24 protein-coding genes are annotated in these 23,879 nt (G+C 51.6%); 16 read left to right on the top strand and 8 right to left on the bottom strand.

Translation table 11 applies throughout. The annotated features are described in order from the left end of the window. Positions 1-100: 100 nt before the first annotated feature. The 3 genes from HMPREF9412_RS14215 to HMPREF9412_RS14205 all read right to left on the bottom strand — a co-directional run bounded on the left by HMPREF9412_RS14215 (position 101) and on the right by HMPREF9412_RS14205 (position 2,159). Positions 101-1,033, bottom strand: a complete 933-nt coding sequence (locus HMPREF9412_RS14215; protein WP_009592324.1) for a hypothetical protein — start codon at positions 1,031-1,033, stop codon at positions 101-103. Between the two features lie 125 nt (positions 1,034-1,158). Further along, on the bottom strand, positions 1,159-1,821 hold the full coding sequence (locus HMPREF9412_RS14210; RefSeq protein ID WP_009592333.1) for a DUF1129 family protein: 663 nt from the start codon (positions 1,819-1,821) through the stop codon (positions 1,159-1,161). Between the two features lie 2 nt (positions 1,822-1,823). Further along, positions 1,824-2,159, bottom strand: a complete 336-nt coding sequence (locus HMPREF9412_RS14205; RefSeq protein ID WP_009592352.1) for a PadR family transcriptional regulator — start codon at positions 2,157-2,159, stop codon at positions 1,824-1,826. Between the two features lie 262 nt (positions 2,160-2,421). Between HMPREF9412_RS14205 and HMPREF9412_RS14195 the strand changes: the two genes are divergently transcribed. From HMPREF9412_RS14195 to HMPREF9412_RS14170, 6 genes are all read left to right on the top strand, one after another. Next, positions 2,422-2,676 carry a hypothetical protein gene (locus tag HMPREF9412_RS14195; RefSeq protein WP_009592342.1) on the top strand — a complete coding sequence of 85 codons (255 nt, stop codon included), beginning with the start codon at positions 2,422-2,424 and terminating at the stop codon, positions 2,674-2,676. Between the two features lie 309 nt (positions 2,677-2,985). Continuing rightward, a complete protein-coding gene (locus HMPREF9412_RS14190; protein ID WP_009592308.1) occupies positions 2,986-3,813 on the top strand; it encodes an alpha/beta hydrolase in 828 nt (275 codons plus the stop codon). Between the two features lie 77 nt (positions 3,814-3,890). Beyond that, positions 3,891-4,667, top strand: coding sequence for a DODA-type extradiol aromatic ring-opening family dioxygenase (locus tag HMPREF9412_RS14185; RefSeq protein WP_009592307.1), 777 nt, complete (start codon positions 3,891-3,893; stop codon positions 4,665-4,667). 279 nt (positions 4,668-4,946) lie between these two features. Continuing rightward, a complete protein-coding gene (locus tag HMPREF9412_RS14180) occupies positions 4,947-5,687 on the top strand; it encodes a hypothetical protein (RefSeq protein WP_009592327.1) in 741 nt (246 codons plus the stop codon). Between the two features lie 225 nt (positions 5,688-5,912). Next, positions 5,913-6,326 carry a BlaI/MecI/CopY family transcriptional regulator gene (locus HMPREF9412_RS14175; protein WP_009592353.1) on the top strand — a complete coding sequence of 138 codons (414 nt, stop codon included), beginning with the start codon at positions 5,913-5,915 and terminating at the stop codon, positions 6,324-6,326. Continuing rightward, complete coding sequence (locus HMPREF9412_RS14170; RefSeq protein ID WP_009592329.1) at positions 6,326-8,203, top strand: M56 family metallopeptidase; 1,878 nt, start codon at positions 6,326-6,328, stop codon at positions 8,201-8,203. Before HMPREF9412_RS14175 ends, HMPREF9412_RS14170 begins: the two co-directional genes overlap by 1 nt. A gap of 976 nt (positions 8,204-9,179) precedes the next feature. Here HMPREF9412_RS14170 and HMPREF9412_RS14165 read toward each other — a convergent pair. The 4 genes from HMPREF9412_RS14165 to HMPREF9412_RS14150 form a co-directional block, all read right to left on the bottom strand. Beyond that, complete coding sequence (locus HMPREF9412_RS14165) at positions 9,180-9,719, bottom strand: DoxX family protein (RefSeq protein ID WP_009592282.1); 540 nt, start codon at positions 9,717-9,719, stop codon at positions 9,180-9,182. 913 nt (positions 9,720-10,632) lie between these two features. Continuing rightward, positions 10,633-11,157 carry a DoxX family protein gene (locus tag HMPREF9412_RS14160; protein WP_009592287.1) on the bottom strand — a complete coding sequence of 175 codons (525 nt, stop codon included), beginning with the start codon at positions 11,155-11,157 and terminating at the stop codon, positions 10,633-10,635. Between the two features lie 260 nt (positions 11,158-11,417). Further along, positions 11,418-11,954, bottom strand: coding sequence for a DoxX family protein (locus tag HMPREF9412_RS14155; RefSeq protein ID WP_009592293.1), 537 nt, complete (start codon positions 11,952-11,954; stop codon positions 11,418-11,420). A gap of 282 nt (positions 11,955-12,236) precedes the next feature. Next, positions 12,237-13,091, bottom strand: a complete 855-nt coding sequence (locus HMPREF9412_RS14150) for a LysR family transcriptional regulator (RefSeq protein WP_009592300.1) — start codon at positions 13,089-13,091, stop codon at positions 12,237-12,239. A 131-nt stretch (positions 13,092-13,222) separates the two neighbouring features. On the opposite strand from HMPREF9412_RS14150, the gene HMPREF9412_RS14145 reads away from it, so the two are divergent. The 6 genes from HMPREF9412_RS14145 to HMPREF9412_RS14120 all read left to right on the top strand — a co-directional run bounded on the left by HMPREF9412_RS14145 (position 13,223) and on the right by HMPREF9412_RS14120 (position 19,177). Next, positions 13,223-14,212 (top strand): zinc-binding dehydrogenase, encoded by a 990-nt coding sequence (locus HMPREF9412_RS14145; protein ID WP_009592285.1) that lies wholly within the window; start codon positions 13,223-13,225, stop codon positions 14,210-14,212. A gap of 402 nt (positions 14,213-14,614) precedes the next feature. Beyond that, positions 14,615-15,688, top strand: a complete 1,074-nt coding sequence (locus HMPREF9412_RS14140) for a DUF3048 domain-containing protein (protein WP_254664052.1) — start codon at positions 14,615-14,617, stop codon at positions 15,686-15,688. A gap of 232 nt (positions 15,689-15,920) precedes the next feature. Beyond that, on the top strand, positions 15,921-16,535 hold the full coding sequence (locus HMPREF9412_RS14135; RefSeq protein WP_009592343.1) for a DUF47 domain-containing protein: 615 nt from the start codon (positions 15,921-15,923) through the stop codon (positions 16,533-16,535). A 14-nt stretch (positions 16,536-16,549) separates the two neighbouring features. Then, positions 16,550-17,539 (top strand): inorganic phosphate transporter, encoded by a 990-nt coding sequence (locus HMPREF9412_RS14130; RefSeq protein WP_009592277.1) that lies wholly within the window; start codon positions 16,550-16,552, stop codon positions 17,537-17,539. Positions 17,540-17,648: 109 nt separating this feature from the next. After that, complete coding sequence (corA, locus tag HMPREF9412_RS14125; protein ID WP_009592286.1) at positions 17,649-18,605, top strand: magnesium/cobalt transporter CorA; 957 nt, start codon at positions 17,649-17,651, stop codon at positions 18,603-18,605. A gap of 206 nt (positions 18,606-18,811) precedes the next feature. Then, on the top strand, positions 18,812-19,177 hold the full coding sequence (locus HMPREF9412_RS14120; RefSeq protein WP_009592295.1) for a YrhK family protein: 366 nt from the start codon (positions 18,812-18,814) through the stop codon (positions 19,175-19,177). A 223-nt stretch (positions 19,178-19,400) separates the two neighbouring features. Here the strand turns inward: HMPREF9412_RS14120 and HMPREF9412_RS14115 are convergent, their stop codons facing one another. Beyond that, positions 19,401-19,991, bottom strand: a complete 591-nt coding sequence (locus HMPREF9412_RS14115) for a hypothetical protein (RefSeq protein WP_009592309.1) — start codon at positions 19,989-19,991, stop codon at positions 19,401-19,403. A 292-nt stretch (positions 19,992-20,283) separates the two neighbouring features. On the opposite strand from HMPREF9412_RS14115, the gene HMPREF9412_RS14110 reads away from it, so the two are divergent. The 4 genes from HMPREF9412_RS14110 to rlmD form a co-directional block, all read left to right on the top strand. After that, complete coding sequence (locus tag HMPREF9412_RS14110; protein ID WP_009592310.1) at positions 20,284-20,574, top strand: YerC/YecD family TrpR-related protein; 291 nt, start codon at positions 20,284-20,286, stop codon at positions 20,572-20,574. A 3-nt stretch (positions 20,575-20,577) separates the two neighbouring features. Then, a complete protein-coding gene (locus HMPREF9412_RS14105) occupies positions 20,578-21,342 on the top strand; it encodes a sirohydrochlorin chelatase (RefSeq protein WP_009592330.1) in 765 nt (254 codons plus the stop codon). An 18-nt stretch (positions 21,343-21,360) separates the two neighbouring features. Then, positions 21,361-22,242 (top strand): diacylglycerol kinase, encoded by an 882-nt coding sequence (locus tag HMPREF9412_RS14100; RefSeq protein WP_009592325.1) that lies wholly within the window; start codon positions 21,361-21,363, stop codon positions 22,240-22,242. A 396-nt stretch (positions 22,243-22,638) separates the two neighbouring features. Beyond that, positions 22,639-23,879 (top strand): 23S rRNA (uracil(1939)-C(5))-methyltransferase RlmD (gene rlmD, locus HMPREF9412_RS14095; protein ID WP_009592280.1); only part of this gene is annotated, 1,241 nt, incomplete at its 3' end.

Raw genomic sequence — 23,879 nt, 5'->3', positions numbered from 1 at the left:
AAAGCCGGATTCCCCTAACGGGAACTCCGGCTTTTCTAGTTATTTCATGTATGGCTCTCTTGCGGTCCATGGCGTCACCCGCCATTAACGTCGGGATGGCTCAGTCAATCGGAACCGCCTTGGCACGGTACCGCTCCACTTCCTGGTTCAGCTTGTCTTTGTTGCTCTCCAGCACGTCGGACCAGGACTTGAGCTTTTTGAGAAGGGCGCTTTTTGAGACAGCGTCACTGTCTTTCAGTACTTTATCGAATGCTTGCCGCACTTCCGGGTCCAGCAGATTGTCCTCGTATTTGAACAGCGGCGTGTTGTTGTATCCGTAGTATAAGCTAAGCTCGGTGAATCGAAGCTTCAGCTTCACGTCCGCAGTCCGATTGGATTTGGGATACGCGCTGATAAAGGCCTCTTGCGTTAGTCCCCGATCAATGACCTCGCTCCATGGGATCACCAAAGCGGCATCACTGACGGCAGGCTTCTCGGATTCAACGACCATGATGTCGATATAGGCTTGAATATCCTTGTTGATATAAGGCTTGTAAGGCTTCAGCGTGGTATAGTCGATAATCGGGAAGATCACGCCCTCGGTCGTATACAGCCTGTAGCCGCTGTCGCGCAGGTTGATGAGCACCTTTCGGAGCGTTTCATCCTTGGTTTTGTTAATGGTGATGTTAATCGGCTCCCCGTATTTGTACAAGTTCATCAGTTTATCCTGAATGCCGATTTCGTACACCTTGTCGGTTTTTGCCGGGAGCGCATCATTCATCGCATTCTCCAGCTTAAGCACCAGCATGGTCGCCTGATACGCGGTCACGCTGCGAATATGCTTGGTGATGTAAGACTTGGCATAAGCCACGTCGGATTCCTTCAGCAGTTTATTGGCTTTGTTGTACACGGCATTGCCGAAGGCGGCAGCTTTGCTTGAAACTGTGTTTGAGCCAGCTTGGGATGCGGGTGCTGCGCTAGCGATAACCCCGGTCTGGATCGATAGAATAAGTGCAAGGATGGCAGCAATCGCGGATTTTTTCGACTTTAACATGGTTTTCCTCCCTTACCACACATTACCCTTATCCTATCATCTTCTATAGAACATTACTTTACAAAGAACGAAAAAATATTAAAGATTTTGTTATGCGACGCCCGCGAATTCATGACGAGTTTGTATTATTTGCTCGAAAAAAGAAGCTTGGTCCCTGCGATTCCGATCAGGAATATGACGAGGCTGATCCATGGCGCAACCGTCAGCACCGGCAGCAGCCGTCCCAGCCACACGCCCGCTACCAATATCAATACCGTGATGGCGACATAAATCCCGATATTGCGAGCATTCACCTTGCGTTTGTCTTCCTCCGGCTTGAAGGCGTCGTTCTTCATCCATCTCAGCAATGCGTGGATCAGCACATAGGAACCGCCTGCGATCAGAATCAGGGTCGATAAACGCACCTGCGTCATGCGCTCGACCGGCCCCCCGGCCCACATCGTGATGAACCCGACCAGGGCCTGAACGAAGAAAAACCAGGTTAAGGCCACCCACGGGATCATGAGTTGGAATTGGAGGCTGCTGAGGCCTTTCATTTTTGGCAGCTGCTCGACCAGCTCCTTGCAATAGGATTCGGGATCGCTTCCGAATACCTCCTCGGCGCTTTTGCCTTTGGCTTGCGCGTCCAGCAGGTGCTGGGCGATTTCGAGCAGCAGCTCCTCGCCTTTTTGCTCCTGCACGGAGCTGCTGCGGATATAGACCACCATGTCTTGGTAATAGCTCAAGTTGTTTGGCTTCATGGCATCCTGGAGTTGGTTGTTCTCTTTGATCATCTGTTTGGTATTCATCTTTACTGTCCTCCGCGGGTTAAAATGTGGTCCACACTATCTTTAAGCGTTCCCCAATGTTCCTTGAATTGTTGAAGAACCTGTCGGCCTTTATCGGTCAAATTGTAATATTTGCGTGGCGGTCCCCCGGCACCGGGCGCGGGCCTTAGGGTTCCTTCGATGAGCTGCTCTTTCTGCATGCGCAGCAGCAGGGGATAGATGCTGCCTTCGCTCACAAACGTCAGCCCGCTGTCTTCCAGCAGCGTGCTGAGCTCATAACCGTAAACCTCCCGATGCTCCATGAGCGAGAGGATGCAGCCTTCGAGAATGCCTTTTAGCATTTGACTTTGGGTGGTCATGAATGTGGGAATTCCTCCTTCAGGTATATTGCTATGCAAGGTAGTGAGGCGCATGGGGGACTGCGAGTAGGTACGATAGCAGACTACCTTGTTATGCAATATATCATAGCAGACAACATGCTTGCATTGCAAGGTAGTGCTGCTGAATCTTGTCACCTTCGTGAACAAGGTATAATTCTCCGGCTCCTATTTCACAATAATAAGCATTCTGAATCTATATACGACGCCCTGATCATCAGGGACAAGAAGGAGGAGTTCTCAGATGAGCGCTAGCTTTTTTGACGATGAATTGCACGGAGGAGACGCTGTGCCGGCACAAGGGCAGGAGGTAATCGCAAACAGCGGTGCTCCGGATGGTTCACCGGCCCAGTCTGAAGGAGGATTCGTCTCCGAGCGTGAGGACCATGATCGCTCCGCCGCATCCTTATGGGAGAACGATCCCGTCGGGAAGACCTGGATGAACGATTGGAGCGGGCGCGAAGAAACCCATGCGATGTTTCGCCAGAGCTACGAGTAAGGCTGGAGGTGCGGGCGTCAGCGGGATGAACGACTTGTCAAACAGATATCGCGTTAGTCCGTAATACAGCTAGAGGGCTGATCGGACCGATTCTTAACCCAGCCTTCATTGTTGGCTGAATCTCGCTGCATACTGCCAATTCACCGTTCATCGCACCGTCACACCTTTGCTGAGTTTGCATTTGACTCCTGCTCAATTGCGTTGACAATCCATAATCACGATGCTAAGATAAGTTTAATTAATTCATATTAATCTTATCGGAATTATTAATATAATGATTACGGCGTGTTATCGCAAGGAGGAATCGGCATGGAGCGGCAAATTACAATCCGGCATAATCAAGAGGAACTTACGGCAACCATCCACTACCCATTGAAGGAATCGGCTCACGGAAGCCGGTGCAATCGGGTCCCGCTGGTCATCATCTGCCATGGCTTTGTGGGGAGCCGAATCGGCGTGGATCGGTTGTTTGTCAAAACGGCGCGCGAGTTTGCCGAGGACGGGTACATGGTGATCCGCTTCGACTATATCGGATGCGGGGAAAGCTCGGGCAATTACGGCAGCGAAGGCCTCGACTCGATGATTGCCCAGACGCGTTCCGTTCTTGATTACGGACTCAGCTGCGCAGATGTCGATCCGACGCGCATCACGCTCCTCGGACATAGCCTGGGCGGCGCCGTCGCCCTGCAGACGGCCGTTCGAGATCGCCGGGTAAAGAATTTGATTCTGTGGTCCGCGGTAGGATACCCGTTCAACGATATCGTCAAAATCACCGGTCGCGACGTGTACGACACCTCGGTTAAGTCGGGATCCGCCGATTATTTGGGATACTCGTTTACCCCGGTCTTTTTCGATTCGTTGGCTCAGGGGCAGCCATTCCAGGAAGCCATCAAGTTTACGGGCAATGTGCTGGTCGTCCATGGTACCTCGGATGAGGTGATTCCGGTGGACTACGCTTTCCTGTTTCAGAAGGTGTTCTGGATGCGTCAGGAAGGCCGCTGCGATAAGGAGATTATCTTCCAGGCCGATCACACGTACTCAGCCGGACCCCAGCGCCAGCTGCTCCTTGAGCGGACGCGGGATTGGTTGAACGGGCAGGAGAACATTCAGCAGGAATGGCAGCACTGGATGATTTAAGGGAGTTATTTGGCATAATGGGCGATTTAACGGTACAATAGAGTTGTCCCTTGATTTTGAAGCTGGAGGTGGCATCGATGACGTTACCTGCTTTATTTATTGCCCATGGTTCGCCGATGATGGCCCTGGAGGACAACGAGTACACCCGCTTCCTTGAGCAGTTGGGGCGGGAGCTGCCTGCACCTAGAGGCATTGCGGTATTTTCAGCCCATTGGGACGATCCGGATCAACGGTTGACCGAGGACGCCGAGCATGGAACCATGCATGATTTTTACGGATTTCCGGAAGAGATGTACAAAATTACGTACCCTGCCCGAGGCAGTGCGGAGCTGGCAGCTCAGATCCGTCAGCGTTTTGAGGCAAAAAATCTGCACGCCAAAGCCGTAACCGGCCGCGGACTGGACCATGGGGTATGGGTCATTCTGCGCAAAATGTACCCCGATGCGAATATCCCCGTGGTGGCCTTGTCCGTGGACTCCAAGCGCTCGCCAAGCGAACAATATTCCATCGGTGCGATGCTGTCCGATTTGCGTGATGAAGGCATTCTGATTATCGGCAGCGGCGGCTTGGTGCACAATCTGCGGATGGTGCATCAGAGTAATGAGCCCGATGCTTGGGCGGCTGAATTCGACGAATGGGTCGCGGAGCAGCTGTCGAATTGGGACCTGCACAATCTGTTTGCGTATGACAAAAAAGCGCCTCATGCCAGCGACGCCGTACCTTCCTACGGACGGGAGCATTTTGTTCCCTTGTTCTATGCGATGGGAGCTGCGGACAACGGCCGCAAGGCGAAGCGATTGTTTCAATCTTACCAATATGGCAGTTTGAGCCTGAACTGCTGGTCATTCGAATAATGAGAAGCCGAGCTTGGATCACAAGCTCGGCTTTTGTTGTGTTTGGATGGTTTGAGCGCGTGAAACGCGCGAAACAAAAAAACACCCGCTATGCGGGTGCCGGAGAACAAGAACGCAGTGCCATAGGTCTTATACACAAGCCCATGCAGTCTGAAATAAGATTGCATGGTTTTTTTCTGCACAAACTCGAGTTGACATTATTGAACTACAGTTGTAGTATTGACTTGTAACTACAGCTGTAGTTTATTAATAAAGATTATAGGAGAGGAGCATTACCAAATGAAAGCAGCAACGAAAGTAGCAATCGCTACCCTAAGCAGCATTCTATTACTGGGTTCTTCCGCAAGCCTTGCGGCGGAGGCACAATCCGTCAAGAAAGCCCAAGAATCCGCTGTTAAAAAAACAGCCAAAGCAGACAAGTCTATATCTGCAGAGGAAAAAAAGTTTATCGAAAAAGAGATCCAGAGAGTAAAGGAGTTAACCCAAGAGTCGGGGGATATGTATGTTGTGTATCATAAATACCCAAAGTTAAATAGCGGATTTGATATTAGCTATTGGGGAGGGGTGCATGAATTCACTACATACGAGGACTACTTGAAAAAAGCTTCAACCCTGAAAGGATCCATTCTGCAGCAGCCTGCGAACCTGCCAAAGGGATATAAGTTCTTAACAGCGGTCATTGAAGCTCCGATCGAAGGAAAGTTCGTTGATGAAGTAAGAGCCGAAGGCAAGAAGAGCGGAAAGCCCATCTACATGAAAAAGATAGATTGGAAAGAAGCGGCAACCATCCGACTAAAATATACGAACGGAGAAGACACGCTGGGCTTTTCCAAGTATACGGCAGATTCGGCGGGAAGCAAGAAAAAAGGTTTCTTTAACGATAAGCTGCCGGCTCATGTTTTTCCAAAATACGTTTTTTGGAATGATGGCGGCAAATTTGAATACAGTATTTCACTAACCTCATTGGATATGTCCAGGAAACAGAAGATCGAGATTCTGAAAGCAGCGGTGAAAAAATAACATTTGCGTCAGCTGTAAGTCTTGCGGACAAGCCCATACATCTCTAGAAATCGGATGGCATGAGTTCTTTTACAGATCAACATGCCCACAAGCGGTACAAGTATACGGCATGTAACGAAACCAAGAATTTTCTTGACCCAACATGTTGACATTATTAAACTACAATCGTAGCATTAACATAACTACACATGTAGTTTGACTGAATTAACATTGGAGGTTTCATGCATGAATCATCAAATACCACCGATTACGGATGCAGAACTGGAAATTATGCGCGTATTGTGGGCTAATCCGGACTGCCCTTCCAGCGAGGTCGTAAAGAAAATGACGGATCTGATGGGGTGGAACCCCAATACAACCCGGACGCTCCTCAGTCGTCTGGTGCAGAAGGAAGCAGCGGGTGCGAAACTGGAAAAGGGTTCAAAGCGCAACCAACTATTTTATCCGATCATCAGCGAGCAGGAGTATCTGCAGTCTGAAACCAAATCCTTCATGAAAAAACTTTATGGGGGGGCCTTAAAGCCAATGCTGGCCAACTTTTTGCAGGATAAAAAACTGAATGCGCAAGAAATCGAGGATCTGAAAGCTTTGTTTGACGAGAACAGCAGCGACGGGGAAGCAGAAAAGAGAGAGCCCTGATGAGTCATACATTGCATGAAAATTTATTGTTGTTTTTCGGCTGGGTCATTCGCGGATCGTTCATGGCCGGCATCATGATCGTCCTCGTCCTGATCCTGCAATTTCTACTAAAAAACAAGATTGAAGCCAGATGGAGATACTGGCTTTGGTTTCCTGTGGCCATTCGCTTGCTGCTCCCTTGGGCCCCGGAATCTTCGCTTAGCCTATACAATGTTTTGTCTCTGGAGGCTCTAGTGCCCGGCATTCACCAACAAACTCAAGCTCCACCGCTCTGGATGGAAACGGGGAGAATAAGCGAAGCGGTGGTTCGCGCTGAGGGTTCTTTAAATCTGGAAGCAGGCGGAACTTCGGAAGTACCTGCTCCATCCCTTGAATCAGGACCCGTGCAGGAGAGCCGCTTTTGGTGGAATGGGTTCAAGCAAATAGGCTTCACCAATATATTGATGTCGGTTTGGCTTGCGGGCGTGCTGATTCTTGCCGCGAAAACGGTCTACGACCAGATTCGATTGAAACAAGCCCTGCGCGCGGGCCGAAAAATGGATACGCCTTTTTTATCGGCAGTGTTTCACGAGACGAAACAGCAATTAGGCGTGAAGCGAAACGTGCAGTTTGTCGCCAGCGAGCGAATTCCAGGACCTGCCGTCGTCGGTTATAGTAAGCCGGCGATCGTCATTTCGCCAAGCCTGCTCATCACATTGAAACAGGAGCAGCTTCAATATATTCTTGCGCATGAGTTCGCGCATATTCAGCGGCGGGATGTGGCAGTGAACTGGTTGGTGCATATCATCCTGATCATCCACTGGTTTAATCCGTTATTATGGCTGGCCGTACATAAAGCTAGGCAAGACCAGGAGATGGCTTGCGATGCATGCGTCTTGGATCGGATGAGCCCGCAGCAAAACAGTGCATACGGACAAACGATCCTCCATGTGTTGGAGCATTTTTCAGGAAACCAACGCCAGCCGGGGCTTGCCGGCCTGTCCGCCACGCATAAACAAATGAAAAGGAGACTGAAAATGATTAAACATTTTAACAAAAAATCCTACCGCCTGTCCATTTTGGGACTGGGAATGATTCTCGCGCTCGGAAGCGTGACGTTGGTTAATGCAAAGGAAAGCAATGCGGGGAACGTACCGCAAAAAGCTCCAGTTCAATCGGAACAGGATTCAAAAGCTGCTGTGAATCATGATCAGGATATGATTTATCCCGATGGGGATATAGACCGCGAGCTTTACAAGAAAGAACGGGAACAGGCCCAGAAAAAAGCAGCAGCCGCAGCCAAGGCTCTAACTCCAGAGGAAAAGAAGTATATCGAAGATGAGACCAATCGAGTGAAGAAACTAAGTAAAGAGACAGGTGATATGTACGTTCTGTATCATAAATATAAGGATCTTAACAGCGGATTCGACCTAAGTTATTGGGGAGGGATAGAAAAATTCTCTGCTTACGAGGACTACCTGAAAAGAGCTTCCACGCTGGAAGGTTCCATCCTGGAGCAGCCTGCCAACCTGCCGGAAGGATATAAGTTTGCCAAAGCGAGAATTGAAGGTCCAACCGAAGGAAAGTTCCTTGATGATGTAAGGGCCGAAGGCAAGAAGAGCGGAAAACCCGTCTACGCGAAAAAGATAGACTGGAAAGAGGCGGCAACCATCCGTCTTGAATATACGAACGGGAAAGACACGCTGACCATTTCTAAATATACGTTGGACTCAGAAGGAAGCAAGAAGAAAGGTTTCTTTGAGGATGACTTCCCGGCGCATATCTATCCAAAATACGTTTTTTGGCATGAAGGCGGCTTCGAATACAGCATTTCAACCACATGGGATATGTCCAAGGAACAGAAGATTGAAATTTTGAAAGCAGCGGTGCAGAAATAACATTTTGAGCAAGCTATTATTCGCGATAGGCCCATGCAGTCCTGTAAATAGGATTGCATGGGTTCTTTTGTTGATCATGATTTTTCTGGAGTCCGAAAGAAGAGAATCCTAACTGGGAAGGAATATATGATCAACTTGCTTTTCTGGATTGAAAACGGCAAGTCATTTAGCATCACAACCGATCCGGGACATCCGTTGACGAATGAAGACCTGATTCCCATGATTCGAATGCCAAAAATGCGATTACATGAAAAAGCCTGGCTTTCCAGGCAGCGCTCTGAAAGAGCTCGTAGGCTACCACGTTGTATGTAACACGAGTTACGGCCTGGCCGTATCGGACCTCAGATCCGCTATTTTTGCTTTTTGCTCGCAATTGGGGGATCTATCGGACACACGATCCGTTAAGTTGCGGATATAGCGTAAAATGAAGGCCAAATTCGGAGAATAACGGATCTCTGGTCCGTTAGTGTTAAAGAAAAGGTGGTTTTGGTCAATATAAGGTCCGCTGAGTCCGCTAAAATGGTAAGTAGCTAGTTAGTGCCGTATAAATTAACGTTCGAACGTAAGCACAACGCCCGAACGTATGTTAAAGCTCGAACGTAAGCCAAAGCTTGAAAGTAAGCCAAGGCTCGAACGTATGCCAAAGCTTGAAAGTAAGCCAAGGCTCGAACGTATGCCAAAGTGTAAGCCCAACGCCCGAACGTATGTTAAAGCTCAAACTTATGCTGAGGCTCGAACGTACGCCAAAGCTTAAAAGTAAGCGAAAGCTCCAGCCGTATGCCAAAGCTCAGACGTATGCCAAGCATGAGCAGCATGCCAAAACACAAGCAGTATGTCCAAACCCAAACGTATGCGAAAACAGAGGTGGTATGCCGAAACTCCAACATATGCCATAACAAAAACCACCCGGCTTGATGGCTCAAGTCGGGCGGTTTAATCAATAGGTTAGATTGTTTAGTTTCAGTTGATTACTATGTTATGCGGTTTGTTTTTTGAAAGGTGTGTGGGTGGTGCCGTCGCCTTTGGTGGTTCTGTGCGTCATTTTGTTCCACAGGCCGCGGAGGTAAGGGAGAACCCAATGGTCGAGACCGATTTTACCGGCGTTAGCAGCAGCGACGATGATCAGCACTTCAAGCAGTAACATTTGGGCGTTGGTGCTCACGGTGCCCGAGAAGAGGAACGCGGCGTTCATCACAAGACCCATCAGAGCAGCGAAGGTGGTGAAGGTACCGAGGATCAGTCCGACACCGACGAGGAACTCACCGAGCGGGATGATGAAGTTGAAGAGCTTCACGCCTGGCAGTGCGGCGTGCTCCAGGAACGCTGCCCACCAGCCTTGGACGGCGGGGTGATCGCCGGCTGCTTTGGCAATCGCGCCTTGCAGGAAGCCGCCTGCTTCGAATCCGCCCGTCAATTTGCCCCAGCCAGCCGTCATCCATTCATACCCGATGTAGACCCGGATGAATGTCAGTAACCACATTGCCACTTTGTTTGTTCTCAGCCAATTGTTAAACATATAAACCACTCCTTAAATGAGTTTTTAATTTTTTGGATTCACATAATTGCTTTGTTTCTAATGTCGATGTTGTTTGTTCATGTTGCCTTGGGAAGTGATCACCTTCTCTATGTCTTTATTATAAGTGAAAAAAATCACAATATATGTGATTTAAATCACATTCGTGATAAAAATCATAAAAAAACTTTACATTCGTGAGTTGGCAGGGGGAAGTGATAGGTGAAAAGGGGTGGGGAGAACGTGGGAAGCAGTACGCAAATGGCTGCCGCAATAGAATAAGCAAAAGAGCTCAAACAGCAAGAAGTATACGCACATCCAATATCAATTAGCAGAGCATAAGTAAGTTTTACGCATAAAGCCAGCAGATAATAAGTGAAGCAATATGCAGTAGACATAAACCGGTAAGTGATAAGAAAAAGCTGCATGGAGTAGGCATATATCCATTAAATGATATGCAAAATAGGAAGTGGTAAATGCAAAACCAGCAAGCGGAGTAGTAAATCGTCAGCGAAAACTCAGCTAGCTGTTAGCAGTAAGCGTAAAAAAGTACCTAGTACCTGGAGCGATTAGATAATGCGAACGCATTGGGAGATGCCATTTCCCTGGACCCTGAGGCTCGTCGTGAATTTATTACTAAGCGTAACTGTTTATAAAACACGGATGACCGGTACCGATGGCCGCGGTCACCCGATGGTTTATTGATAAGGCAAGCAGAAAGAGTGCGAATAGAGGAGAACCATTCAAATCGTACTGTTAGGAAGAAGAAACGAGATGGATTTAGCTATGGGACGGGGGAACCAGGCACGAATTTAACTGACGAGAAGAGTAAGACCGGATACGACCAAATACGATACAGCTTGAGAATACTTTAAATTACATTTTAATTCTATTTTACTCCCGTATTCCTTATAAATCAGACTGCCTGATTCTGCAGAGGGGAGGAGTCGTTGCTGACTTTCGCCTTGCGCGTGAATTTATTCTGAAGATAAGGCATGAGCCAACGGTCGATGCCGATCTTACCGCTGTTGGCCGCTGAGAGGATGATCAGAAATTCGAGCAGCAGGAGCTGACCATTGATGCTGATCGAACCGGAAAAGAGGAACGCCGAGTTCATCACCAGCCCCATTAGCGCAGCGAACACGGTGAACGAGCCGAGGATCAGGCCGAGCCCGACGAGGAATTCGCCCAGCGGAATGATGACGTTGAACCATTTGACCCCGGGGAGCGCGGCATGCTTGAGGAATACGGCCCACCAATCTTGAACCGCGGGATTCTCGCCGGTGGACTTGGCGATGGCTCCCTGCATAAATCCGCTCGCATCGAAGCCTCCCGTTAACTTGCCCCAGCCAGCCGATAACCACTTATACCCGACGTACACCCGAATGACCGTCAGCAGCCACATCGCGATTTTGCTGGATTGCAACCATTGAATAAACATCAACACCACTCCTCCAATGAATAATCATTCTCTTTTTTGTTTTCAGATTTTTGCAAATTTGAAATTCATAAGCACGACGGAAGCCGAAAAAACAGCAACGATCTATATAATGTCGCATCATCACAAATTATTCATATTTGCAAAAATCTGTATTTAAATACAGTATTCGCATAGACTGTGATTTGGCATAGGTTCTTGGCATGGAAAAAAGACGATGGAGAACCGGAGTTCTCCACCGTCTTGCATGGATCGTTACGAAGTTAAGCTGTTCGTTTTTTCAGATGAGTCGTCGGCGCTTTAGGCTCATGATCGCGGTGCGTCATTTTGTTCCACAGGCCGCGGAGGTAAGGGAGAACCCAATGGTCGAGACCGATTTTACCGGCGTTGGCAGCAGCGACGATGATCAGCACTTCAAGCAGCAGCATTTGGGCGTTGGTGCTCACGGTGCCCGAGAAGAGGAACGCGGCGTTCATCACAAGTCCCATCAGAGCAGCGAAGGTGGTGAAGGTACCGAGGATCAGTCCGACACCGACGAGGAACTCACCGAGCGGGATGATGAAGTTGAAGAGCTTCACGCCCGGCAGTGCTGCGTGCTCCAGGAACGCTGCCCACCAGCCTTGGACGGCGGGGTGATCGCCGGCTGCTTTGGCAATCGCGCCTTGCAGGAATCCGCCTGCTTCGAATCCGCCCGTCAATTTACCCCAACCTGCCGTCATCCATTCATACCCGATGTAGACCCGGATGAATGTCAGTAACCACATTGCCACTTTGTTTGTTCTCAGCCAATTGTTAAACATATAAACCACTCCTTAAATGAGTTTTAATTTTTTGGATTAACATGTTGTTTTTGATGTCGATGATGTGTGTTCTTGTTGCCTTGGGAAGTGATCACCTTCTCTATGTCTTTATTATAAGTGAAAATATTCACAATACACGTGATAAATATCACAAAGTTGTGAACATTCAATCTAATCCTCCCATTGACTAGATTAGTCAATCGTTTTCGTTTTCAGGAGTGCAGGGATTCTCTCGCTGTGGTCATTCGATCCGATGTGCCCGCTTTGAGGGCCAAACTTCAATCATTTTTGATTCTCCAGCTCCAGAAAAGCTCGAAGGGCGCTGCTCAGTGGCACGTCGCGGTGATAGATAAAATACACCACGACCTCGCGGTAGGACTCCGGCAGTGTCATGGCTGCAATGTTTTTCTCGTTGGAAAGCGAAACGGCATTGGACCTTGGGAGAAGCGCTACGCCGAGACCCGAAGCAACCCCGCCTAACACGGCTTCGAGCGAACCGAACTCTATGATTTGCGGATGTTGAACGCCAGCTTCGGCCAGCAGGCGCTCCACTCTGGATCGGTGAGTGCAGCCTGTCGACAAAATAAGCATCGGCTTCTGCAACTGCTCCTGCTGGCTTGCCGCTCCGGCTTCGGAGATGAGTACCAGTTCCTCATTATACGAAGGAATCTGTTTCAGCATAGGGTGCGTCAAAGGTCCGTACACGAAAGCGCCGTCCAGTTCGCGGTCCAGCACTTGCTGCATCAGCACGCTGGAGTTGCCCGTGGTGAGGGACAGGCTGACCTCGGGGTGACGGGCATAATAGTCGGCCAGGCGTCCTGGCAGATATGCAGCGGCGGTGGATTCAATCGCACCGATTCGTAGCGGTCCCCGCGGCGTATCCTCAGCCTGTACGGATTTCTCCGCTTCATCCAGCAAATTTAAAATTTGACGCGTGTATCCAAGCAGGCGCTCGCCGGCCGGGGTCAGATCCATCCCTCGATTGCTTCGGATAAACAGGGCCGTCTGGAGCCTGTCCTCCAGCTGGCGGATCCGGCCCGTGACGTTGGAGGGAACATACTGCAGGCGTTGGGCCGCCCGCGTAATGCTGCCTTCCTCCGCTACTGCGCGGAATATCCGTAAATCTCCGCTTTCCATTAGTCTCACCTTCCTGACTTCATTCTGACTGAATGCCATATTCAATACTACTCATTTTACATGCTCCGAGGCGATCTATACAATTGAACCTAACATGGCCTACACAAGCCGGAAGAAGGGGAGAGATTCATGTGAAAGCAGCCATTCATCGCGGCCGGAGCGGACTGGACGGACTTCGGGTCGGCAATATGGAATCGAAACAACCGGGTCCTGGTGAGATCCGGGTCCGTCTAAAGACGGCCGGACTCAATCACCGAGATCTGTTTCTGATGAAGGGACGTCATGCGGCGGATGCACCGCTCATTCTGGGCTCAGACGGCGCAGGCATCATTGATGCCGTAGGTGAAGGAGTGGGGGGGCTGACGGTCGGCACGGAAGTCATCATCCATCCGACGATCGGTTGGGATAACACCGAAGAGGTCCCGGTGGTGCCGCAGATCCTGGGCGGACCCACGGACGGTACGTTTGCTGAAACGGTCGTCATCCCAGCGGACAATGCCTTCAGAAAGCCGACATACCTGACATGGGAGGAAGCGGGAGTACTGCCTTTATCCGCGCTAACGGCCTACCGTGCGCTGTTTACGAGGGCGCATATCAAGCCTGGCGAGCATGTGCTTATACCAGGTATAGGAGGCGGGGTTGCAACCTACGCCATGCTCATGGCCCAGAATGCGGGGGCTGTCGTCAGCGTCACTTCCCGAAGCCAATCCAAGCTCGAAGAAGCGCGGCGCTATTCTGTGCATAGGGCTTTTTCGAGCGGCGGGGATTGGAACGAAGAGCTGCAAGGGGAGAAGGTGGACGTGATTCTGGATAGTATCGGTCCGGCAACCTTTCCCCAATACCTGGAAGTGATCAAGCCGAATGGGCGGATCGTCAGCTTTGGGGCCAGCTCCGGCGACGCGGTCGAGGTTCCGCTGAGAGCCTTATTTTTTCCGCAGCTGTCCTGGATCGGTACGTCGATGGGGAGCCGCGAGGAGTTCGGAGAGATGCTTCGGTTCATGGAGGAGCACACCATTGCGCCCCTGATCGACCGGATGTACCCGCTGGATGAGATTCTGGATGCGTTCCGGCGGATGACGGCGGGCGAGCAGTTTGGCAATATTGGTTTGCGGATCGGATGACAATCGCATCTCGTTTCTCTTCGGATACTTTTAAAGCTAAATAAATGGATGGAAGCAGGAAGTCTCTTAAAGGCATACGCACTATACGTATGCCTTCTAAGAGACTTTTTTATGTCACAAACCGGGTCATTAAGAACCTCACCATGGTTTGAGTTGGAACTGCTGCCAAGGCCATGCTGTCAAGGTGATTCATTAAAGGATAGTATCTCTTCTATATACAGACAAAGCGCGGATTTTGTGATTAAATGTAAATTAAAGTTGAAACGTCGGTTGGAAATTACGGGTAAATGGTCTGGAAATTTAGGGTAATAAGTAATGGGAGCGTTCATAGGGGGAAACGATATGTTTAGCAAAGGGTCTTTGTCTTTCCGAAAATATGCGTGGAGGACAAGCTTATTGTCCATGGCGACAGTATTGCTGCTGTCCGGCTGCAGCGGCGGTAAACAGCAGGCGGAGCCAACGCCGGCACCCGTGGTGGAGGCTCCGGTCGAGCAGCCGGTCGAAGTGCCCCAGGAGGAAACCTCTTCTCCATATAAGGCACCTCTGACGGGATTGCCGTTAGAAGCGTCACTGACGCAGCGTCCGCTGGCCGTTATGATCAATAACGCACCGGCTGCTAGGCCGCAATCGGGTCTCAGTCAAGCGGACATGGTGTATGAAGTGCTGGCGGAGGGAGGAATCACGCGGCTGATCGGCATTTTCCAAAGCCAGAGCAACATTGAGAAGATCGGGCCGATTCGCAGCATTCGACCGTATCTGATCAATCTTGGCGAGAGTTACGGCGGTGTTCTGGTGCATGCGGGAGGAAGCCCGGAAGCCTACAGCATCATTCAAAAGCAAGGCAAGCAGGACATGGACGAGATCGGGAATGCAGGCGCCTACTTCTGGAGAGCCAAGGACCGCAAAGCCCCGCATAATCTGTATTCCAGCGACGAGAAGCTCCGTGAAGGAGCCGCCAAGCTGAATTACGGCAACGAGGTGAAGGTTCCGCAATATACGTTCTATCCGGAGGCGATCGCTGCAAGCGCCGATGGCGAAGAGGGCACTGAACCGGTTGAGGTTGTTTCCGGGGAGGCTGCAGAGAAGGTGGAAATCAAATTTTTATTGGACAGCTATGTCGTGGATTATCAGTATGACGGTTCCTCCAATACGTACAAACGGTCGATCAACGGATCGCCGCATGTGGATCTCAACGATAACGTTCAGCTGGAGGCCGCGAATGTGATCGTGCTGGGGGCGGACCATAAGGTGCTGGATGACGTGGGCCGGCTTGCCGTGAACGTGGAAGCGGGCGGGGAAGCGATGCTGTTCCAGCGCGGGGAAGTCATCAAGGGGCAGTGGGTACGCGCTGCGGGTGATGCGATCCGTTTCGTCAAGGACGGCAAGGAAGTGCCGCTGGTTCCGGGAACGACATATTTCAACATTGTGCCCAACACGCCTTCTTTTGAAAGCCACGTCACGATCTCGAATCCCTAGAATTCGAGGCAGCGAATCAGGCCTGCCGTTTCGGGATAATTTGCACGCATACGGAGATGTTAATAGGCAAGGGAATTGAAGGGATATCCATGCATCTTCTGTTTTGTTAGTTCCTTACATTTTTGAGTGTTACTTTTCTATACACACCCTGCCATGGATGTGATAAGATAGTCAAGGTTGTCTATCTTTTCAGGGCGTTCGCGGCAATTTATCGAAAAAAGGGGTTAAGAGTATGAAAATGAAGAAAAAGGATATATTCTTCCAAACGCTGGAGAATATGGCCGATACGGTGGTACAAGCCGCAGACTATTTTTCGCAGCACGTTTCCAATCTTGAAGATGTGCTTGAATTTGCCAACGAAATGAAGAAATACGAGTCGCAGTGTGATACCTACACGCATACCATCATTACTGAACTCAACAAAACATTTATTACGCCAATCGAACGCGACGACATCATGGACCTGACAACCAGCATGGACGATGTGATGGACGGATTGGAAGCAACCGCATCCCGTTTCTATATGTATAATCTGGGGAAACCTGACGAGTACATGGTGCAGTTTGCAGAGATTCTGCGTCAATCGGCTTATGAAATCCAGAAAGCCATTCATTTGCTCTCCCAGAAGAAACTTCTGGCGATCCGTGAATACACGATCCGCTTGAACGATCTGGAGAACCAAGGCGACGAGCTGCTGCGGATCTGCATCAAGGATCTGTTTGCCACCGTCTCTGACCCGATTCTGCTGATCAAGAAGAAAGAGATTTACGAACGTCTTGAGACGACCACGGACACCTGCGAAGACGTGGCAAATATGCTGGAATCCATCATTATGCGCAACTCGTAAGGGAGTCCTGAACAATGGATACAACGATGTTAGTATTAGTAATAGTTGTTTTTTTGGCGCTTGCATTTGACTTCATCAACGGGTTCCATGATACGGCGAATGCCATCGCAACGTCGGTATCGACCCGGGCCCTGAAGCCGCGGGTAGCCATACTGCTCGCAGCGAGCATGAACTTCGTCGGCGCGATGATGTTCACGGGCGTTGCCAAAACCATCGGCGGCAGCGTCGCGGATCCGACCAAGCTGGATAACGGGATCGAGGTTGTTATTGCAACATTGCTTGCAGCCATCATCTGGAACCTGGTTACCTGGTGGTTCGGATTGCCTTCGTCCTCTTCCCATGCCCTGATCGGGGCACTGGCGGGTGCGGTATTCGTCGGTGCGGGAAGCGACATGCTGAATTACGGCGGATTCAAGGACATCGTGCTTGCGTTGATCCTGTCGCCGATTATCGCATTCGTGATCGGTTATCTGGTCATGCAGCTGCTCAAGGTCATTTTTGCCAAGCGCAGTCCGCATACGGTGAACAAGGGCTTTCGTACGATGCAGATCTTCACGGCAGCGCTGCAATCCTTCACGCACGGTACCAACGATGCGCAGAAGGCGATGGGTATCATCACCTTTGCTCTCGTGACTTCCGGTCAATTGCAGGAGATGGAAGTACCCTTCTGGGTTAAAGTCTCTGCGGCAACAGCGATGGCGCTCGGTACGTCGGTAGGCGGCTGGAAGATCATCAAGACCATGGGTACGAAAATATTCAAAATCGAGCCGATCAACGGGTTCGCAGCTGACTTCTCGGCCGCTTCCGTTATCTTCTCGGCGACATTGCTTCACTTGCCGATCAGTACGACGCATGCCATTACGTCGGCAATTCTCGGCGTAGGCTCGGCGAAACGCTTCTCCGCCGTAAAATGGTCCTTGGCAGGACGCATCGTGGTAACCTGGTTTATTACGATTCCGATTACGGCCGTACTGGCAGGAGTCATCTTTAAAATTCTTTTCTAGACATGAATCATTACACATAGAGAAACGGATAGTTGTGGGGCCAATCAGGAATCGATTGGCTTTTTTTGTTTAAAAGAATCGATGGTACAGGGGAAGGGGACATCCAATCATGATACGCGTTCTGGCGATTACGCCAAGCTATGAACCGGTGACCGGGCTTACGCTGGAAGAGATCCGGATGGAGGACTATGCCTGGATCTGGGCCGATTTTAGCAATCCCACGCCGGAGGAAGCGGGGAAGCTGGAGACCTATTTTCACTTTCATCCGCTGGCGGTGGAGGATTGCCTGCACGTCCTGCAGCGGCCGAAGCTGGATTATTACGACAACATGCAGTTCTTTGTCCTGCATGCCCTTCAGCCGGATACGCTGCAGGCGGTCGAGGTGGATGTGTTCCTGGCCCCTTCGTTCGTGGTCTCCTTCCACCAGCAGGCGCTGCCGGAAATGGACGAGGCTTGGGAACGCGTGCTCGCGGTTGCCGGCAAGGGGCCGCTGGGCCAGGACGGCCCGAGCTTCACGGCGTATACGATTATGGATAAGCTGGTGGACCAGTATTTTCCCAGCCTGTTCGCCATCGAGGACGAGCTGGCCGAGCTGGAAAGCCAAGGGGAGAAGGATTCGGTCGAGGACCTGATGAATCAGGTCTTCGCGCTGCGTTCAAGGCTGCTCCGCCTGCGGCGTACGGTCGTGCCGATGCGGGATCTGCTCTACCGGATCGTGAACTCCCAGCATATGGAGCATCACGCGCACCATGCTTATTTTTCCGACATTTATGACCATCTGCTGAAGCTGGCGGACATGATCGAGGCAGACCGCGAGATGACGGCGGATCTACGGGACAGCTACATATCGGTGAATTCGAACCGGATGAACACAATCATGAAGACGTTGACCGTCATTACAACGATCTTCATGCCGCTCACCCTGATCGCCGGGATTTACGGGATGAATTTCGAGAACATGCCGGAGCTGGGGTGGCATTACGGATACTTTTTTGTACTCCTTCTCATGTTCGTGCTGGGCGGCGGCATGGTGTTGTGGTTTATGCGTAGAGGCTGGTTTAAATAAGGAGGTTCCTTGCGGTAAATACTGTTAAGCCAACCGAAGCGGGGATTCCAGTCGGGACCATCTGCGTCGGCCGAAGTTCTGGGTCAGCGGTAACTTTGAAGAGAGATGAGCGGGGAAGGTTGTCCCATTTCACAGGGCGAATGCTAAATAGCTGTCGTTTCTTGTTCTTCCGTAAGGGGTAAAGCCTTGCTGAGGAGGGACTGCATATGAAACTCGGGCTCAAACGACATCCCAAGAAGCGTTCATCGCGCCAACCTGACGAGCCTTTGCGTTCCCGGCTGCTGCGCCGGATGCTTCGCTTAGCTTGGAAACGAAAACGAAAGCTCGCCGTCACGAACCGTTACGAGGCGGGCATGGTCATCAGCGAGATCGCCACGGGCCTGCTGTTCATCGCAGGCAGCATCATGATGTTCTATCCACAGATGAAACGAATCCCGACGGTGCTGTACCTGCTCGGCAGTATTACGATGCTGCTGCGTTCCGGTTTGCGTGGTTCGTATTGGTTCCGGTTAAAATCGCTGGAAAGCGTCGAGAATAAAGAAGCCGGCCCCGAAGGGGACTGGACGCGCTGATGAGGATATACAGGCCGTAAAAAAGATAGGGCTCCAGTCTGGGGGTACAGACTGGAGCCTGCGTGATGTATGAGGGCTCCGTGCATCTCGCCATGGTCGGCCCTAACGTATCTGATGGACCCTTCCTGACAGATCTGATCTTATTCGCGAATCAGAGCCTGCACTGTTAAATTAGAATTGCACGGCATATAAAAAAGTGTCGTGGGTGCACCGATTACATAGGTTAACGGCGCCGTCTTTTGCCGGAAGACGATTTACGCGAGCCGGAGCGGCGTCTGCTTCCCGAGGACCGCCGTCTTCTCGGTCTGTATTCGTAGCCGTCTTCATTCTGATCCGTATAGGCAGTCGAAGACGATCCGCTGCCCTTCTTCTTAAGTGCGCCTGCCAGCACGGAGAACATAGGCGCAAGCTGCTGGAAGCCCTGCATGACCTTTTGTACCTTGCCGATGTTGTTGACGATGCCGTCGATGCCGCCCATCCGGTCGATGAGTCCCTTGATGTCACTCATATTGTTGACCCCGAGCCCGCCGAGGAGCTTGCTTAATCCACCGCCGCTGCCGCCTCCTCCGCCGAGGAGACCTGCCAGCCCGCCGCCGCCGGAATTCGTGGAGGGAGCGAGAGCCGAAGCCGAAGCCTCCAAATCCGTTACGCCGTCGGTATATGGATATAACGCCGTTTCACCGACTTCCGGATAATCGCCGTATGGCGTGATGCCAGGGTACGGTGTTGGATCCTGCGGCAGTGATTCATATGAATTGAGGGAGCGATGGTTATTCGTGGGTCGGCGATGATAATAGTGAGAATGACGCGTCATGATATCACTTTCCTTTTTGAGTTAAGATACTATACTGTATGATACGGGCGGGCGATGGGTTTAGGCGGATGTCCCGATTTTCGGGATAGGAGCGGAATCGGGCGATCGCCCAGGAAGATTTTGGCGCGCCTCTTTCGGACGTGAATGAGAGCGTTTATGCGGGATGAGTCCCCCTAAGGGGTGGTCGTCCTGTAGTGCGTGAAATCGTTAATGCTTGAAAATACTATATCCGCTCGGGTACAATGGGAGTGCGAGTGTTATACACACAGTAACAATAGGGGATGATCATCCAGTGCAATTAAAGAAGCTAAATGATAAAAGCATCGATCAATTATTCGAAGCGATATTAACCCTGGACAGCGTGGAGGAATGTTATGTATTCTTCGACGATCTCTGTACCGTGAACGAAATTCAATCCTTGTCGCAGCGGCTGGAAGTGGCGCGCATGCTGGGCAAGGGATGCACATACAACCAGATTGAAGCAGAAACGGGAGCCAGCACCGCCACGATCTCGCGCGTGAAGCGCTGCCTGAACTACGGCAATGACGGTTACAAAATGACGCTGGAGCGTCTGGGACGTTAATTCATGACGAAGCCGGGTGTGCTGGTCATCAGTCATGGCTCACGTGAACGGAAATGGGTGTCGCTTGTGGACGAGGCTGTCCACGAACTGGCATCCAGCATGGATATACCGGTCGTATCTTCGTACCTGGAATTGGTAGAGGGCCGTCTGATTCAGGACGGCATCACGGCCTTGGAAGACCAGGGTGTCACCGACATTGTGGTCATTCCTCTATTTGTCTCGTCCGGCAGCACACATGTCGACGAAATAGCTTATGCTATAGGAGCGAAGGCCGTTCCGGACATGGAGACGGACCTGGCGCCGTTTCGGGTTCGGTCCCGCGTTCATTTCGGTACGCCGATGGACGACGCTCCCGAGATTGCGGCCATGGTATGGGATAAGGTAAAAGAGCTGTCCGTGAACCCGGCGAAGGAGGTTATTCTCCTTGTCGGACACGGCAGCCGGCATGATCTGTTTCGCAGCCGCTGGGAAAAGGGTATTAACTCTTTAGCACAGCGAGTTAGCGAGGTAAGCGGAACAAGCGCGGATTATGCCTTACTCAGTCCCGGCGATGTTCGGGACAAGGTGACAGCATGGATGGAGCGCGGCTGCGATGTGATCGTAGCTCCGCTTTTTTTGAGTGAGGGGTATTTTACGGAGAAGGTTATACCCGATCGGCTCGAGGGGCTGGGATGCCGTTATTCCGGCAGAACCTTGCTTCCGCATCCGCTGCTGCCGCAGTGGATGGAGTCGCAGGCCAAACGTCTTCTTCTATCCTTGAAATCATAAGTAGGTGGCGTATCGTTAATGAGAAATGCAAGGTTAATCTATAACCCAACCTCCGGCCGGGAGGAAATGAAGCGTCGGCTTGCTGATATATTGCACCGTCTGGATAGTGCTGGCATCGAAACCTCCTGTCATGCAACGACCGGAGAGGGGGATGCGACCCGTGAAGCGGCGGATGCCGTGGAGCGCGGGTACGATCTTGTGATCGCGGCCGGCGGAGACGGTACGCTTAATGAGGTCATCAACGGGATGGCCGGCAGGGATAACCTCCCGCCGCTCGGTATTTTTCCGCTGGGCACCACGAACGATTTTGCGCGGGCGCTCGGTATCTCGAAGAACTGGGAGGAGTACTGCGACCTGGTCATTCGGGGCGAGACGCGTCCAATTGATGTGGGCAAAGCGAATGATCGCTACTTCATCAATATCGCGGGCGGCGGTACGCTGACCGAGCTCACGTATGAAGTGCCAAGCAAGCTGAAGACGATGATCGGGCAGCTGGCGTATTATTTGAAGGGGATCGAGAAAATGGTCAGCCTCGCGCCGCAGGAGCTCATCATCAACGCCAGCGGTCATCCGGCGATCCATGACGAATTCATGGTGTTCCTCATTGCGAACAGCAACTCGGTCGGCGGCTTCGACAAAATCGCGCCGGGCGCAAGCATCGACGACGGCTTGTTCGACGTCATTGCCCTGCGCAAGTGCAATCTGGCGGAGTTCGTACGCGTGGCTACGCTCGCCCTGCGTGGCGAGCACATCAACGATAAGCGGGTCGTGCATTTCCGCACCGACTATATGGAGGTCGTCTCTCCGGGACCGGTTCAGCTGAACCTGGACGGCGAGTTCGGCGGCGTCCTGCCGGGCACGTTCCGCGTCCTGCCGCAGCATTTAAGGATTTTTGGCTGAGATGTTTGGCTGGTAGAGAGGCTGAAGGCATCGGGGTGCTTAAGGCGTGAGGGGTGCTGCCGATGGCTCCGCGTGGACAGATCGCATTAGCGATGGATAGGCGATTGGGGCGATGGGCCATGGAACGAGATGGAACAGGCCGAGAATCGCCGCTTAGGCTTCAGGCTCTTGTAAGTAAATGATTGGATTTGCAGGCTGAATGGATTGAATAACATACGAGGCTCCCGTATAATGATGGACGTGAGCTTGTGCGCTAAGCTCCCTTGGGGGAGCTTTTTGTTGTTTAAGCGAGTGAAGGTTAACGGAAGATCATCCGTTTTGATTATGGATGGTGTTCCGATTGGGAATATAGAGTAGTAAGGGACAAGTTGAACGGAAAGAAGTGAACAGCACACCATGAAGAAGAACCGCAAGGGAAGCGACACGCGCCGCAGCGGCAAGCCGGCGGCTTCGGCGGCCCTCCTGGACCTGCCGGTGGCCAAGAACGACGAGGTCGTGATCGATATTATAGGAATGAACCATGACGGGGAAGGGGTCGGCCGTGCCGACGGCTATACTCTGTTCGTTCAGGGCGCCCTGCCGGGCGAGAAGGCCCGGGTGAAGGTGCTCAAGACCAAGAAGCAGTATGGCTACGCTAAGCTGCTGGAGCTGGTTGAACAGAGCCCGAACCGCATCGCAGCTCCGTGCCCGATCTACGACCAATGCGGCGGCTGCCAGCTGCAGCATATGAGTTATGCCGGACAGCTGGAGTGGAAGCGCCAGCTGGTGGTGGACAACCTGGAGCGGATCGGGAAGCTGCGGGTGGTGCGTGAGGCGGCAGTTGCTGGAGAGATGCGTGTGGACGACGAGCGGAGTGGCACAGATGGTGGAGGGGACATTGAGAATTCTCAAACCAATGGGGCGAATCATGCCGTGTCCGGCGTTGAATCAGATCAAGAGGGGATCCTCGTGCGGCCGACACTCGGCATGAGCGAGCCTTGGCGCTACCGCAACAAGTCTCAGGTGCCGATCGGCGTAACGGAAGGCGGCCTAGTTGGCGGCTTCTACGCCCGCGGCAGCCACCGGATCGTGGACATGGAGACATGCCTCATCCAGCATGAGCAGAACGACGAGGTCGTCAGCCGCGTCAAAGCTATCGGGCGGAAGCTAGGCATCACCGCGTACAATGAAGAGACAGGCCAAGGCCTGCTTCGCCATGTTGTGGTGAAGATCGGCTTTGCCACCCGGGAGATGATGATTGTGCTCGTCACGAACGGCGAGCGGATACCGCGCCTGAACGAGTGGGTCGCTGCGATCCGTGAGGAGCTCCCGGCTGTTGTGAGTGTTTGCCAGAACGTGAATATACGTAAAACTAATGTTATTTTTGGAGATGTAACCCGCGTCCTGTGGGGGCGTGAGGTCATCCATGACTATATCGGTGATGTGAAGTTTGCGATTTCTGCGCGTTCCTTCTACCAGGTGAACCCGGCTCAGACCGAAGTGTTGTACGGTAAAACGGTGGAGTATGCAGGATTAACCGGGGAAGAGACCGTGATCGACGCCTATTGCGGGATCGGGACGATATCCCTGTTCTTGGCGCAGCATGCCAAGAAGGTGTATGGGGTCGAGATCGTGAAGGAAGCGATCGAGGATGCGCG

Source organism: Paenibacillus sp. HGF5 (assembly GCF_000204455.1).
Lineage (GTDB): Bacteria > Bacillota > Bacilli > Paenibacillales > Paenibacillaceae > Paenibacillus_AQ > Paenibacillus_AQ lautus_A.
Note: the sequence above shows the minus strand (reverse complement) of the source record. Positions and strands in the feature narration are given on the sequence as shown.